Genomic DNA, 13,366 nt, shown 5'->3' with positions numbered 1-13,366 from the left:
CCGCGGGACAATTTTTCCCTGTGGGGGAGCACTGGTAACGGTGCTCCCCCACAGGGCTTTTTGCGTTACGGTCTTCTGCCATGCCCGACTTCGTGGTGCACGACGAGCTGGCGGACTTCTGGGCCGTCACCAAGGCGTTCTACGCGGCGGACCCGGTGCGGCACACCGTGGCGCTCACGGTGATCGCCCGCAGGTTGGCGAACCCGTCCCCGGACGAGCCGAAGGAGATCCTGGTCACGGCCCACGACGGTCCTGACCTGGTCGGCGCCGCGGTGCGCACGCCGCCTTGGCCGCTGATCGCGAGCGCCATCCCCGTGGACCTGGCCGCCGACTTCGTGGACTTCCTGCTCGGGATCGCCCCCGACCTCAACGGCGTGAGCGGCGAGCGCGAGTCGGCCGACGCCTTCGCCGCGGCGTGGTGCGACCGGACGGGCCGCCTGGTCGACGAGACCATCTCCATGCGCCTGTTCCGCCTGGGCACGCTCCTCACCCCGGCCGTGCCGGGCCGGATGCGCCTGGCCACGGTGGCCGATGTCGAATTCCTCGGGCCCTGGCACCGCGCGTTCATGGTGGAGGCCATGAGCCACCTGCCCGCGGACCTCGACCACGTCGCCGAACTGCGCACCCAGATCGAGCACGGCCAGGCCACGCACGCGTTCTGGGAGGTCGACGGCGTTCCGGTCTCGTGGGCCGCCGTCAGCCCACCCGTCAACGCCATGTCCCGTGTCGGCCCCGTCTACACACCGACCGAGCACCGCAACCACGGCTACGCCGCCGCCATCACCGCCGCGGTCTCCACCTGGGCCAGACGCGCGGGCGCGACCGAGGTCCTCCTCTACACCGACCTCGCCAACCCCACGTCGAACGGCGTCTACCAGCGCATCGGCTTCGTCCCCGTCCTGGACGCCGCCGAACTCCTCTTCACCACCACCTCAACCTGAGACCCACCCAACAGCCGCTCCCGACGAGCCCCGTTTCTGTCGGACCCCTCCGCTAGCGTTCAGTTCGGGGGGCCTTCACGACCGGGGGACCTCTCCGACCGCGCACGACGTCTCCCGCCCGATCGCCCGGTTCCGCACCGGCGACGAGAACACCCGCGACGTCGTCGTGTCGCCGTACTTCTGCGCCAGCTCGACGAACGCCTCCAGGTCACCTGTCGACGGGCACACGACCCGCAGCACCCAGCAGTCGTCGCCGGTCACGTGGTCGGCGTCCAGCACCTGCGGCAGCACCACGACCCGCTCCCGGAACCGCGGCGTGTCCAGCGACCGCACGCGTACCCGCACCACGGCCTCGATGGGCAGCCCCAGCCGCCGCACGTCGACGACCGCGCGGTACCCGACGATCACCCCGAGCTGCTCCAGCCGCCGCACCCGCTCGGTGGTGGCGGGCGCGGACAGCGACACGCGCCTGCCCAGCTCCGCGAACGTCAGCCGCCCGTCCTCCTGGAGCAGCCCGATGAGCTTCCAGTCCACCTCGTCGAGTTCCACCGGGGAATCGTAGGCAGATCCGCCTGCACGGCTGGACTTCCCCATGTGCCCGGAACCGCCGTCCGACCAGGATTGTGGCCATGACGAACACACTGCGCTTCCCGCCCGCCGAGCCTGCCGTCTCCGCCGCGTTCTTCGCCGCCGAACTCGCCTTCGAGGCAGATCCGGACGACGTCGTGCGCGACCTGCGCGCCGGTGCGGCGGACGGGTTCCAACTCGTCGAAACCCGTAGCGCGCAAGCGTTCGCGCACGCTCGCATCCCCACGGCGATCCACCTCGACCACCGCGGGATCGACGAGGAGTCCACGAAGGACCTGGACCGGGACGTGGTGTACGTCTGCTACTGCGAGAGCTTCCAGTGCAACGCCGCCACGAAGGGCGCGCTGAAGCTGGCGGCCCTCGGCTTCCGGGTCAAGCGGCTCTCGGGCGGCATCACGGCGTGGCAGGCCGCGGGGTATCCCGTCGAAGGCAGCCTGGACGGGGTCGCCTGCGCCTGCTGACCTACCCTCGAACGTGTGACCGCACCTCGTTTGCTCGTGCTCCAACCCGACGCGTCCGACCCGCTCGGCGTGCTCGAAGAATGGCTGACCGGCGCAGGCGCCGAACTGGACGTCGTCCGGCCCTACGAGCAGCCCGTCCCGGAATCGCTCGACGGCTACCAGGGCCTGGTCTGCCTGGGCGGCGGGATGAGCGCGCTGGACGACCTGGAGTTCCCGTGGCTCCCCGCCGTCCGCAAGCTGCTGTCCCAGTCCGTGGCGAAGAAGGTCCCGGCACTCGCGATCTGCCTCGGCGCCCAGTTGCTGGCCGTGGCGACCGGCGGCCAGGTGCGGCGCGGCACCAAGGGCCCCGAGGTGGGCGCGATGCTGGTCGCGAAGCGGGACGTGTCGAGCCGCGACCCGCTGTTCGCCGACCTGCCGTGGACGCCGGACGTGATCCAGTTCCACGACGACGAGATCCACGTGCTGCCGCCGAGCGCCGAGCACCTCGCGGCGTCGCCGAAGTACGACAACCAGGCGTTTCGCGTCGGTGAGAGCGGGTACGGGCTGCAATTCCACATCGAGACGACGCCCGAGGTCGTCCTCCAGTGGGCGTTGCACGAGCCGGACAGCGCGGCTCTCGCGCGGCCGGGCACGTTCGACGCCGAGCGCCTGGCCGAGGCCCACGCGGACGTGGCCGAGGTGTGGCAGCCCTTCGCCGAGCGCTTCGTGCGGTTGACCAGCGGCGAACTGGAGCCCGGTGGGCACGTCGGGATCGAGCTGCCGTTGGTGTGATGAACCTTTCTCCCTACGTCCGCAGGGCCTGCGTTTACCTGAACGACAGGTAGCGTTCATCCACGACTGTGTCGGTTCAGCCGGGGGAATCAGAGTGGATGCCTCACTTCTAGTCATCATCGTGGTCATCACGGCGTTGGCCTTCGACTTCACCAACGGTTTTCACGACACCGCGAACGCGATGGCCACGTCCATCGCGACCGGTGCCCTCCGCCCGAGAACCGCGGTCGCGCTGTCGGCGGTGCTGAACCTGGTCGGCGCGTTCCTGTCGGTCGAGGTGGCGAAGACCATCTCGGGCGGCATCGTCGACGACGCCAAGATCACCCCGGCGATCGTGTTCGGCGGCCTCATCGGCGCCATCATGTGGAACCTGGTGACCTGGTACGTCGGTCTGCCGTCGAGTTCGTCGCACGCGCTGTTCGGCGGGCTCATCGGCGCGACCTGGGTCTCGTCGGGCGCGGACGCCGTGCACTTCACGAAGGTCGTGGACAAGGTGCTCGTGCCCGCCATCGCGGCTCCGCTGGTCGCGGGGATCGTGGCGCTGCTGGCGACGTTCCTGACGTACCGGCTGACCAGGAGAGCCCGTCCGTCCGTGTCGGACAGGGGCTTCAAGGTCGGCCAGGTCGCGTCGGCGGCGCTGATGTCGGTCGCGCACGGCACGAACGACGCCCAGAAGACGATGGGCATCATCACCCTGACGCTGATCACCGCCGGGACGCTCAGCCCCGGCTCCGGCCCGCCGACGTGGGTGATCCTGAGCGCGGGCATCGCCATCGCGCTCGGCACGTACCTCGGGGGCTGGCGCATCACCCAGACCCTCGGCAAGGGCCTGACCACGATCGAGGCGCCGCAGGGCTTCGCGGCCCAGACCAGCGCGGCGACCGTGATCATGGCGTCCTCGCACCTCGGCTTCGCGCTGTCCACGACGCACGTGGCGTCCGGCGGCATCATGGGCTCCGGCCTCGGCCGCCAGCGCGACGGCGTCCGGTGGGGCGTCGCGGGCCGGATGGCCATGGCGTGGCTGTTCACGCTGCCCGCCGCGGGCATCGTCGGCGCGCTCGCGGGTCTGCTCGCCGGTCAGGGCACGTTCGGCGTCGTGCTGGTGTCGGTGCTCGCGATCACCATGGCGGTCGTCATCTGGCTGCTGTCCCGGCGCGAGCCGGTGCGGCCGGAGCACGTGGTCGACGAGATCGCGGCCCAGTCCGAGCCGCACAAGCTGGACGTGGCGGCATGAAGGTCGACTGGATGGCGCTGGGCGCGGTGTTCGCGGTCAGCACCGGTGTCGTGCTCGGGCTCGTCGTGCTGTTCTCCGTCGGCCTGCGCGGGATGTCCGCGCGGGAGGACGCCCGTGAGGGCGGCGGGAACGGCGTGAGCGGCACGGTCGTCGCGGGTGTCAGCTTCGCGGCCTGCGCCGCCGTGGTGCTGTTCGGGCTCTACCTGGTCGTCGCGGGCTGACCGCTCGTCCTCCGGTGACCCGGACTACCGTGGACACCGATGAGCGATCCGTCCCGCACGTCCGCTTCACCCGCCAGGTTCGGGCTGACCGGGCCGCGCAGCGAAGAACACCTCAGGGCGACGGGCTGGTGGTCGGACGGCCGTCCGACCGAAGGCGCCGAGCCGGTGCTGCTGGCGCTGTCCCGCAGCCCTGACCCGGACCTCGCGCTGCGCGGAGTCGACCGCGTCCGCGAAGCCCTCGGTGACGGCTGGTCCGAGCTGACCGGCGCGCTGCGGGCCGATCCGGTGCTCCGCGCCCGGCTGCTCGCCGTGCTCGGCTCGTCCACCGCGCTGGCGGACTTCCTCGTCGCCGACGCCGGGCGGTGGCGGCTGCTCGCGGGCACGGAGTCCGTCGACGTCGAGCGGTTCACGCCGACGCTGGTCGACGCGGTCGCCGACCTGCGCGACCAGGAGGCGATCCGCACGCTCCGGCAGGAGTACCGGGCGCTGCTGTGCCTGGTCGCGGCCGACGACCTGGCGCACGTGGTCGACCCGGACCTGCCGTTCGTCGGCTACGACGACGTCGCCAGCCAGATCTCCGACCTCGCCGTCGCCGCGCTGCGGGCCGCGCTGACCGTGGCGTTCGCCCAGACCCACCGCTCCGCCGAGTGCAGGCTGTCGGTGATCGCGATGGGCAAGTGCGGTGCCCGCGAGCTGAACTACGTCAGCGACGTCGACGTGGTGTTCGTCGGTGAGGGCGACATCGGCGTGGCGACCCGAGTGGCCAGCACGATGATGCAGGTCGCGGGCCAGGCGTGCTTCGAGGTCGACGCCGCGCTGCGCCCCGAGGGCAAGGCGGGCGCGCTGGTCCGCACGCTCGACGGGCACGCCTCGTACTACAAGCGGTGGGCGCGGACGTGGGAGTTCCAGGCGCTGCTGAAGGCCCGCCCGGTCGCCGGTGACGAGGAGCTGGGGCAGCAGTACCTGGAGGTCGTGCGGCCGCTGGTGTGGACGGCGGCGGACCGCGACAACTTCGTGCCCGAGGTGCAGGCGATGCGCCGCCGCGTCGAGGAGCACGTGCCGAGCGAACTGGTGCGGCGGGAGCTGAAGCTCGGCCGCGGCGGGCTGCGGGACGTGGAGTTCGCGGTGCAGTTGCTCCAGCTCGTGCACGGGCGGGGTGACGAGTCGCTGCGCATCACGGCGACCACGCAGGCGTTGGCGGTGCTCGGCAAGGGCGGGTACATCGGTCGTGAGGACGCGGTGGACTTCGGCCGCTCGTACCGGTTCCTGCGGACGTTGGAGCACCGGCTCCAGCTCCAGAAGATGCTGCGCACGCACCTGTTCCCGGCGGACGACGACACGGCGGGGCTGCGGTGGCTGGCCCGCGCGACGGGTCTGTCGGCGGAGGGGCGGCTGTCGGAGAGCCAGGTGCTGCTCGCGGAGTTCCGCAGGCACGGCAACCAGGTGCGGCGGCTGCACGAGAAGCTGTTCTACCGGCCGCTGCTGGAGGCCGTCGCGAACGTGCCGACCGAGGCGATGCGGCTGACCACGAAGGAAGCCGTGGCCCGGTTGGCCGCGCTGGGGTACGCCGCGCCGGACGGGGCGCTGCGGCACATCCAGGCGTTGACGTCGGGCATGTCGCGCCGGTCGCGCATCCAGGGCGCGCTGCTGCCGCTGCTGCTGGACCTGTTCGCCACCACGCCCGACCCGGACGGTGGGCTGCTGGCGTACCGGAAGGTGTCCGAGGCGCTGGCCGAAACCCCTTGGTACCTCAGGCTCCTCCGCGACGAGGGCGCGGTCGTGCAACGGCTCGCGGCGCTGCTCGGCACGTCGAAGCTGGTGCCGGACCTGCTGGTGCGCGCCCCCGAGGTGCTGCCGATGCTGGCGGACACCGAGGCGCTGGTCGGGCGCGACCCGATGAAGGTCGGGAACCCGTTGCGCAGCGCGGTGGCCCGGCACAACGCGCTGGAACGGGCGGTCGCCGCCGCGAGGTCGTTGCGGCGCCAGGAGTTGCTGCGGGTCGCGAGCGCGGACCTGTTGGGGCTGACGACGTTGCGGACGGTGTGCGTCTCGCTGTCCGAGGTGTGGGTCGCGGTCTTGCAGGCCGCGCTGGACGCCGCCGTGCGCGCGTCGGGTGAGGCGCGGCCGGCGCGGGTCGCGGTGATCGGCATGGGCAGGCTCGGCGGCCGTGAGCTGGGCTACGGCTCGGACGCCGACGTGCTGTTCGTGTGCGAACCGGTGGAGGGCGCGACGGACGGGGAGGCGGTGAAGTACGCCAGTTCCCTCGCCGAGACCGTGCGGCGGCTGCTCGGCTCGCCGAGCCAGGACCCGGCGCTCCAGGTGGACGCCGACCTGCGGCCCGAGGGCAGGCAGGGGCCGCTGGTGCGGACGTTCGAGTCCTACCGCGCGTACTACCGGCAGTGGGCGGAGGTGTGGGAGGCGCAGGCGCTGGTGCGTGCGCGGCCCATCGCGGGTGACGCGGGCCTCGGCGAGCGGTTCACCGAGATGATCGACCCGATCCGCTACCCCGACGGCGGTCTGGACGCGAAGGCCGTGCGGGAGATCCGGCGGATCAAGGCGCGCGTCGACGCCGAACGTCTGCCGCGCGGCGCCGATCCCAGCACGCACACCAAACTCGGCCGCGGCGGGCTCGCCGACGTCGAGTGGACGATCCAGTTGCTCCAGCTCCAGCACGCGCACGCCGTCCCGTCTCTGCGCACGCCGTCGACCATCCGGGGGATCGGGGCGGCCACGGAGGCCGGGCTGCTCGACGCGGGGGATGCCGAGGAGCTGAAGAGTGCGTGGCTGATGGCGACGCGGGCGCGCAACGCGGTGATGCTGGTGAAGGGCAAACCGGGTGACCAGCTCCCGACCACCGGCCGGGACCTGACCGCCGTGGCGGCCGTCATGGGCCACCCGCCGGGCACGGATCCGGGGGAGTTCCTCGACGAGTACCGGCGCACCACGAGGAGGGCGCGGGCCGTCGTCGAGCGGGTCTTCTACGACTCCTAGACACTGGAGTCGATCACTGCCGGAACCGGAGTGAGGGGCTGCTGTGAAAGCGATGGCGTACGACGCGTTCGGCGACGCCGAGGTCATGACCTTGCGCGACCTGCCGGAACCGCTGCTGGGGCCGGACCGGGTGCTGGTCGGGGTGAGAGCGGCGGGGGTCAACCCGGTCGACGCCAAGGTGCGGGCCGGACGGCTGGAAACCCAGTTCCCGCACCACTTCCCGCTGGTTCCCGGCTGGGACGTGTCCGGTGTGGTCGTCGCGGTCGGCCCGGCCGTCGAGGGTTTCGCGCCGGGTGACGAGGTGTTCGGCTACCAGCGCCAGGACCACGTGCAGGACGGCACTTACGCCGAACTGGTCGCGGCCACCGAACGCGGTCTGGCGCACAAGCCCGCGTCGCTCGGGTTCGAGGAGGCGGCCGGGCTCGCGCTGTGCGGGTTGACGGCGTTGCAACTGATGCGCGCCGTCGGCGTCGGGGAAGGTGACACGGTGCTCGTGCACGGCGCCGCGGGCGGGGTCGGCCACCTCGCCGTGCAGGTCGCGAAGGTGCTGGGCGCGGCGCGGGTGATCGGCACGGCGTCACCGCGCAACCACGACTTCCTGCGTTCGCTGGGCGCGGAGCCCGTCGCGTACGGCGACGCGCTCGTCGACAACGTGGCCGAACTGGTCGGTGGTGACGGCAAGGTCGACGTCTCGTTCGACTGCGTCGGCGGCCCCGCGCTCGGCGATTCTCCGGCGTTGGTAAGGGATACCGCCCGCATCGCGTCCACTGTGGACCGCAACGTGCTGGGGCTCGGCGGGCGGTGGACGTTCGCCAAACCCGTGGCGGCCGACCTGGAGTGGCTGGCGGAGCAGGCGGGGGCGGGAGCGCTGCGCGTCGAGGTGCAGCAGGTGTTCCCGCTCGCCCAGGCCGTGGCCGCGCACCGGCTGCTCGAAGGCGGCCACGTGCGCGGCAAGGTCGTGCTGGAGGTCTGAGAACGACGGTGGGCCCGTGCTGCTCGCACGGGCCCACCGGTTCGTTCGGTTGATCAGTCTTCGGCGGGGGTGTCGTCGTCCTCGTCGTCATCGGGGTCGACGGCCGGGGCGTTGGTGTAGATCTCGATGACCCACTCCTCGACCAACGTGTCGTCGGAGTCGTCGTCGGGCACGAGGCGGTTGTAGACGCGCACGCCGAGGTCGAGCGTGTCGGCCGCGAGCACCGCCTCGACGGCCTCGGCCGCGGAGTCGACGATCTGGGTGGAGAGCAACTGCGGGGCGTGGAATTCGGCTACGTCATCAGACACCGCGCGACCCTAACCCCCGCCCGCGCCCGCCGCGTGGTCAGCCCCGCGGCGTTCACCGGATGTTCCGCCGGACGGGTGTAGGACCGAACGGTCTACAACGTTCCGTTCAGGTCCGCTCACACAGCGTCGAATAGTGTGAACGATATGCCGGTTCGCATTGACGTCGACCGTTGTTCATGTCAAGACTGACTCGGTTCAACATAGACAACACATTCACGTTAGTACGGCGCGCGCCCGGACGAAGGACGTCATGGACGACGAGATCCAACACCTCAGGAAGACCAACACGGTCCTCAAGATCAGTTTGGTGATGCTCGGAGTGCTGGTGCTCTTGGGCGTCATCCAGGCCGTCACGGCGGGCACCGTCGGTGTCGGCGCGTTGAGCGTCAACCTGCGGGACGACAGGGCGCAGGCGGCCCCCACCACCTCCAGCGAATCGCCCAGCGGTCAGGGCGGCCTCAACGGCGCGCTCGACACCACGACGGCGACGTCCTCGGAGACGCCCACCTCGCCCAGCGCGGAGACGAAGGTGCTCGAAGGCTCGTTCAAGCAGTCCCGCGGACTGCTGACCGTCGAGGTCACGAAGGTCGAGAACCAGGGCGGACGGGTCAAGCTGTACATCACCGCGGTCAACGCCAGCACCGCGAAGATGGACCTCCCCCTCGGTCCGTTCAAGGCCGTCGACGACACGAAGCGCGAGTACGGCGCCTCCCTGGCCACCAGCAAGTGGCCCGTCAGCGTCGCCAAGGGCTCCAGCATCACCGGCACCGTCGAGCTCGACCAGCCCGTCGGCAAGGCGGCCACCAAGGTCGACATCGCCTTCAACGGCATCGCGGGCTCCCTCGCCCCGACCGGTGGCGCGGTGGCCGTTCCCGGCATCGAGATTCCCCGCTAGACAACCCGCGCAAAAGCCCCCGAACCAGGCGTTCGGGGGCTTTTGGCATTTGTCGGCAGATTGTTGTCGGGACTTGGAAAATTCCCGACAAAGTCACTGGGAATATATGTGACCAGGATCACTCGACCGCCGCGAACAATGCGGCGTCGAATTCGTACACCAATCACCCCCGGAGCGATCCGGAGCGGGGGCCGCACCGGCGTTCACGCCTGCCACCGCGGTCCTCGCGCGGTGCCGGGGACATCGTCTGAACGGACCTTGTCCGCGACATGCGGTTGCGCCACGCTCGGATTCGACAGGCCGAGGTGGGGGCCGGACGTCGGGCACGGGAGCGGGAACCGGCGGGTGGCATCCGTTGAGAGGGGATCGCCGATGAGCCAGTCCTTCGAGGTCGTCACCGACGCGCTGGCAGGGCACGCGCGCACGCTCCGCGACCTGGCAACCGAACTCGGGCAGGCGGCCGACGCCGCGGACGGGGTCGACCTGACCTCCGACGCCCTCGGGCAGATCGGGCAGCCGTTCGTCACCGCGATGGCCGCAGTCGCCAGGGCGGGTCGGGAAGCGCTGCGGACCGACGTGGACGCGCTGGAGTCCGCGGGCAAGGCCATGAGCGACACCGCCACCACCTACCTCGACCAGGAGGCGGGCGAAGCGGCCCGGTTCCAGTCGGTCGGCGAGGGCCTCGGTCCCGATCGCGCGGGCACGGTCGCACCGGAGGCGCTGGCATGAGCGGCGACCGGGTGGCGACGCTGGCGAGCACCATCACCGGCGGCGGGTGGGTCGCGGGCGGCCAGGGGGCCGGGAGCATGACGGCGTTGGACGCCACGGTGAAACCGGTCGACGCGCTGTCGTCCGCCGGGTTCGGGTTCCTCACCGGGTACGTCCAGCCGCTCCAGGACGTGTGCGACCGGATGGCGGGGAAGGCTTCGGTGGTCAGCTCGTTCGCCGACACCTGGCAGCAGGTGTCGACCAGGGCCGACCAGGTCCGGGAACGGCTGACCCGCTCGGCCACGACCGACACGGCCCAGTGGAGCGGTGCCGCGGGCGACCGGTACCGGACCCACAGCGCCGGGATCGCCTCCGCGTTGGAACAGGTCGTCGCGCTGGCCAAGGCGGGCAGTTCGGCGACGACCGCCGCCGGGAACGCGGTCGCGGGCGGCAGGCAGCAGGCGGCGGACCTGCTCACCGACCTGGTCCAGCGGCTGATCTCCTACGTTTCGCGGGCCATCGCGATCGAGGGCGGCATCACCTCGAACGTGCTCGCCGAGTCCACCCGCATGATCAACTCCTACGGCGTCCCGATCTCCGCGGTCGAGCAGCAGGTCCGCCAGTCGATCACCAACGTCACCCCGCTGCTCACCGAACTGGCCAACGCCATCCAGGGCGCCCCCACCACCACGTCCTCCACCACCGACGGCACGACCGCCGTGTCGTCCACGACTACACGCGCCGCCGCACTCGTCCGCCCGGAGTCGCTCACCGCGAGCGCCCCCCAGGAACCCGCCACCACCCGCGGCCTCGTCTTCGCCCAGGCCCAGACCACCGGCGGCGGCAGGAGGAGCGGCGGCACGGTCCTCAACATCCCCGGCGGCAAGGTCCTGCGCCCCAAACCGGGCGGCGTGTACACCGTGCCGTCCCAGACCGAGGTCTGGGAGAACGGCGTCCGCCGCCTGCCCCAGAGCGGCCAGAACACGATGCGGCTGCAAGACGGCACCATCATCCGCTTCGTCCCGGAGGACAAGGTGCCCACGTCCTGACCCCGTAGGACAGACCGAGGGCCCCGTGCGAATCGCACGGGGCCCTCGGCGTCGTTCAGTCGCGCGTCACACGTCGTAGTACAGGGCGAACTCGTACGGGTGCGGGCGGAGGCGGAGCGGGTCGATCTCGTGCTCGCGCTTGAGGGCGATCCAGGTCTCGATGAGGTCGGGCGTGAAGACGCCGCCCTCGAGGAGGAACTCGTGGTCGGCCTCGAGGCTGTTCAGCACGGCGTCGAGGGTGGCCGGGACCTGCTTGACGTCCTTGGCCTCCTCGGGCGGGAGCTCGTAGAGGTCCTTGTCGATCGGGGCCGGGGGCTCGATCTTGTTCTTCACGCCGTCCAGGCCCGCCATCATCATGGCGGCGAAGGCCAGGTACGGGTTGCCCGACGAGTCGGGGCAGCGGAACTCGATGCGCTTGGCCTTCGGGTTGTTGCCCGTGATCGGGATGCGGACGCACGCCGAGCGGTTGCGCTGGGAGTAGACCAGCGAGACCGGGGCCTCGTAGCCGGGGACCAGGCGGTGGTAGGAGTTCACCGTGGGGTTGGTGAACGCCAGCAGCGACGGCGCGTGGTGCAGGATGCCGCCGATGTAGTGGCGGGCCGTGTCCGACAGGCCGGCGTAACCGGACTCGTCGTGGAACAGCGGCGCGCCGTCCTTCCACAGCGACTGGTGCGTGTGCATGCCGGAACCGTTGTCGCCGAACAGCGGCTTGGGCATGAACGTGACCGTCTTGCCCTCGGCGTGGGCGCGGTTCTTGATGATGTACTTGAAGAACTGGAGGTCGTCGGCCGCGTGCAGCAGCGTGTTGAACCTGTAGTTGATCTCGGCCTGACCGGCGGTGCCCACCTCGTGGTGCGCGCGCTCGACGGCGAAGCCCGAGGACTCCAGGTCGAGCACCATCTTGTCGCGCAGGTCGGCGTAGTGGTCGGTCGGGCTGACGGGGAAGTAGCCGCCCTTGTACTTGACCTTGTAGCCCTTGTTGCCGCCCTCTTCCTCACGGCCGGTGTTCCACCAGCCGGAGATCGAGTCGATCTCGTGGAAGGACTTGTTCTCCTTGTTCTCGAACCGGATCGAGTCGAAGATGTAGAACTCGGCCTCGGAACCGAAGAACGCGGTGTCGGCGATGCCGGACTCGGCCAGGTACTGCTCGGCCTTGCGCGCGATGTTGCGCGGGTCGCGGCTGTACGCCTCACGGGTGAACGGGTCGTGGACGAAGAAGTTGATGACCAGCGTCTTCTCGATCCGGTACGGGTCGATGCGCGACGTGGCCAGGTCGGGCAGCAGCAGCATGTCCGACTCGTGGATGGACTGGAAGCCCCGGACCGAGGACCCGTCGAACGCCAAGCCCTCGCTGATCGCGTCCGCGTCGAAGGCCGACACCGGGAGCGTGAAGTGCTGCATCACGCCGGGAAGGTCGCTGAACCGCACGTCGACGAACTTCACATTTTCGTCGGAGATGTACTTCAGGACCTCGTCGGAATTCTTGAACACGCTCGTCGACTCCTCACGTCTTGAGTGCAGTGCTGTCCGCTGGCCCTGTCGACAGTGAGCGGGCGCGGGTGTACGCCGCCACAGGATCGCGGTCGGCCATCGAGGGTGACGCTATGTCGCTGGTGTTGCCCGGCCGTCACTCCGATGTTTCGCCAGTGTTAACGGGGTGGGCGCGAGGGGCAAGCCGACCTGCCGGTACTCACCGTGTGAGCACGGCATTACTCTGTAGGTGTGAGCAAATGGACCGGTTCGTGGCTTTCGGGCCCGCGCAGCGTCCTGGAACCGGGAGCGGACTCCGGCGACGGGACCGGCCAGCGCTTCAAGGGTGAACGCCTCGGGCTGCCGGAGAGCGGCCCCGGCTCGATCGCGTCGAGCGGGCGCCGGGCGTTCGCGATCCTCACGGACTTCCTGCTCGCGGCGGGCGTCGCGGGCCTGTTCACCTACCCCGACCTGCCGCGCAACTGGAGCCTGCTGGCCTGGTTCGCGATCACCATCGTCGCTGTCTCGTTCTTCGGCTTCACTCCGGGGCACGCGATCTTCGGCCTGCGCGTCGCCCGACTCGACGGCGCCCCGGCGGTCGGCATCCCGCGGGCCGCGCTGCGCACCGGGCTGATCTTCCTGGTCATCCCCGCGGTGATCTGGGACGCCGACGGCCGCTGCCTGCACGACAAGGCGAGCAACACCGTGGTCATCCGCGTGCGCTGAGAGCCGCGCCACGCTCCATCGCGCTGAAAC

The 13,366-nt window shown here is 70.6% G+C and carries 14 protein-coding genes; 11 read left to right on the top strand and 3 right to left on the bottom strand.

The window, feature by feature from the left end; all coding sequences use genetic code 11:
- Positions 1 to 80 precede the first annotated feature (80 nt).
- Positions 81 to 941: a GNAT family N-acetyltransferase gene (locus NZH93_RS47230; RefSeq protein ID WP_259629916.1), complete on the top strand. Its 861-nt coding sequence runs from the start codon at positions 81 to 83 to the stop codon at positions 939 to 941.
- A gap of 75 nt (positions 942 to 1,016) precedes the next feature.
- On the opposite strand, the gene NZH93_RS47225 is transcribed toward NZH93_RS47230, so the two are convergent.
- Positions 1,017 to 1,490: an Lrp/AsnC family transcriptional regulator gene (locus tag NZH93_RS47225; protein ID WP_259629915.1), complete on the bottom strand. Its 474-nt coding sequence runs from the start codon at positions 1,488 to 1,490 to the stop codon at positions 1,017 to 1,019.
- An 80-nt stretch (positions 1,491 to 1,570) separates the two neighbouring features.
- Here NZH93_RS47225 and NZH93_RS47220 point away from each other — a divergent pair, with 80 nt between their 5' ends.
- The 6 genes from NZH93_RS47220 to NZH93_RS47195 all read left to right on the top strand — a co-directional run bounded on the left by NZH93_RS47220 (position 1,571) and on the right by NZH93_RS47195 (position 8,180).
- Positions 1,571 to 1,990 carry a rhodanese-like domain-containing protein gene (locus NZH93_RS47220; RefSeq protein ID WP_259629914.1) on the top strand — a complete coding sequence of 140 codons (420 nt, stop codon included), beginning with the start codon at positions 1,571 to 1,573 and terminating at the stop codon, positions 1,988 to 1,990.
- Between the two features lie 15 nt (positions 1,991 to 2,005).
- On the top strand, positions 2,006 to 2,761 hold the full coding sequence (locus tag NZH93_RS47215) for a type 1 glutamine amidotransferase (protein WP_259629913.1): 756 nt from the start codon (positions 2,006 to 2,008) through the stop codon (positions 2,759 to 2,761).
- Between the two features lie 94 nt (positions 2,762 to 2,855).
- Entirely contained in the window at positions 2,856 to 3,995 is a 1,140-nt protein-coding gene (locus NZH93_RS47210) for an inorganic phosphate transporter (protein WP_259629912.1), read from the top strand.
- Positions 3,992 to 4,216: a hypothetical protein gene (locus NZH93_RS47205; protein ID WP_259629911.1), complete on the top strand. Its 225-nt coding sequence runs from the start codon at positions 3,992 to 3,994 to the stop codon at positions 4,214 to 4,216. Before NZH93_RS47210 ends, NZH93_RS47205 begins: the two co-directional genes overlap by 4 nt.
- 39 nt (positions 4,217 to 4,255) lie before the next feature.
- Positions 4,256 to 7,207: a bifunctional [glutamine synthetase] adenylyltransferase/[glutamine synthetase]-adenylyl-L-tyrosine phosphorylase gene (locus NZH93_RS47200; RefSeq protein WP_259629910.1), complete on the top strand. Its 2,952-nt coding sequence runs from the start codon at positions 4,256 to 4,258 to the stop codon at positions 7,205 to 7,207.
- A gap of 52 nt (positions 7,208 to 7,259) precedes the next feature.
- Positions 7,260 to 8,180 carry an NADP-dependent oxidoreductase gene (locus NZH93_RS47195; protein WP_276025368.1) on the top strand — a complete coding sequence of 307 codons (921 nt, stop codon included), beginning with the start codon at positions 7,260 to 7,262 and terminating at the stop codon, positions 8,178 to 8,180.
- A gap of 53 nt (positions 8,181 to 8,233) precedes the next feature.
- On the opposite strand, the gene NZH93_RS47190 is transcribed toward NZH93_RS47195, so the two are convergent.
- The gene (locus NZH93_RS47190; RefSeq protein WP_259629908.1) at positions 8,234 to 8,488 is read right to left on the bottom strand and encodes a hypothetical protein; all 255 of its coding nucleotides are present in this window, start codon (positions 8,486 to 8,488) and stop codon (positions 8,234 to 8,236) included.
- A gap of 250 nt (positions 8,489 to 8,738) precedes the next feature.
- Here NZH93_RS47190 and NZH93_RS47185 point away from each other — a divergent pair, with 250 nt between their 5' ends.
- The 3 genes from NZH93_RS47185 (at position 8,739) to NZH93_RS47175 (ending at position 11,140) form a co-directional block, all read left to right on the top strand.
- Positions 8,739 to 9,383, top strand: a complete 645-nt coding sequence (locus tag NZH93_RS47185; RefSeq protein WP_259629907.1) for a hypothetical protein — start codon at positions 8,739 to 8,741, stop codon at positions 9,381 to 9,383.
- Between the two features lie 372 nt (positions 9,384 to 9,755).
- Positions 9,756 to 10,112, top strand: coding sequence for a type VII secretion target (locus tag NZH93_RS47180; RefSeq protein WP_259629906.1), 357 nt, complete (start codon positions 9,756 to 9,758; stop codon positions 10,110 to 10,112).
- Entirely contained in the window at positions 10,109 to 11,140 is a 1,032-nt protein-coding gene (locus tag NZH93_RS47175; protein ID WP_259629905.1) for a WXG100 family type VII secretion target, read from the top strand. Before NZH93_RS47180 ends, NZH93_RS47175 begins: the two co-directional genes overlap by 4 nt.
- Positions 11,141 to 11,206: 66 nt before the next feature.
- On the opposite strand, the gene glnA is transcribed toward NZH93_RS47175, so the two are convergent.
- A complete protein-coding gene (gene glnA / locus NZH93_RS47170) occupies positions 11,207 to 12,631 on the bottom strand; it encodes a type I glutamate--ammonia ligase (protein WP_259629904.1) in 1,425 nt (474 codons plus the stop codon).
- A gap of 231 nt (positions 12,632 to 12,862) precedes the next feature.
- On the opposite strand from glnA, the gene NZH93_RS47165 reads away from it, so the two are divergent.
- On the top strand, positions 12,863 to 13,336 hold the full coding sequence (locus tag NZH93_RS47165) for an RDD family protein (RefSeq protein ID WP_259629903.1): 474 nt from the start codon (positions 12,863 to 12,865) through the stop codon (positions 13,334 to 13,336).
- The last annotated feature ends 30 nt before the right edge of the window (positions 13,337 to 13,366 follow it).

It is taken from the genome of Umezawaea endophytica, assembly GCF_025061645.1.
GTDB lineage: Bacteria > Actinomycetota > Actinomycetes > Mycobacteriales > Pseudonocardiaceae > Umezawaea > Umezawaea endophytica.
This window is presented reverse-complemented; position numbering and strand designations above follow the sequence as displayed.

Bases quoted from the DNA above. Each gene is read 5' to 3' on its own strand.
- NZH93_RS47175 (WP_259629905.1), top strand. From the start codon at position 10,109: ATGAGCGGCGACCGGGTGGCGACGCTGGCGAGCACCATCACCGGCGGC.
- NZH93_RS47195 (WP_276025368.1), top strand. From the start codon at position 7,260: ATGGCGTACGACGCGTTCGGCGACGCCGAGGTCATGACCTTGCGCGAC.
- NZH93_RS47220 (WP_259629914.1), top strand. From the start codon at position 1,571: ATGACGAACACACTGCGCTTCCCGCCCGCCGAGCCTGCCGTCTCCGCC.
- NZH93_RS47200 (WP_259629910.1), top strand. From the start codon at position 4,256: ATGAGCGATCCGTCCCGCACGTCCGCTTCACCCGCCAGGTTCGGGCTG.
- NZH93_RS47185 (WP_259629907.1), top strand. From the start codon at position 8,739: ATGGACGACGAGATCCAACACCTCAGGAAGACCAACACGGTCCTCAAG.
- NZH93_RS47230 (WP_259629916.1), top strand. From the start codon at position 81: ATGCCCGACTTCGTGGTGCACGACGAGCTGGCGGACTTCTGGGCCGTC.
- NZH93_RS47180 (WP_259629906.1), top strand. From the start codon at position 9,756: ATGAGCCAGTCCTTCGAGGTCGTCACCGACGCGCTGGCAGGGCACGCG.
- NZH93_RS47205 (WP_259629911.1), top strand. From the start codon at position 3,992: ATGAAGGTCGACTGGATGGCGCTGGGCGCGGTGTTCGCGGTCAGCACC.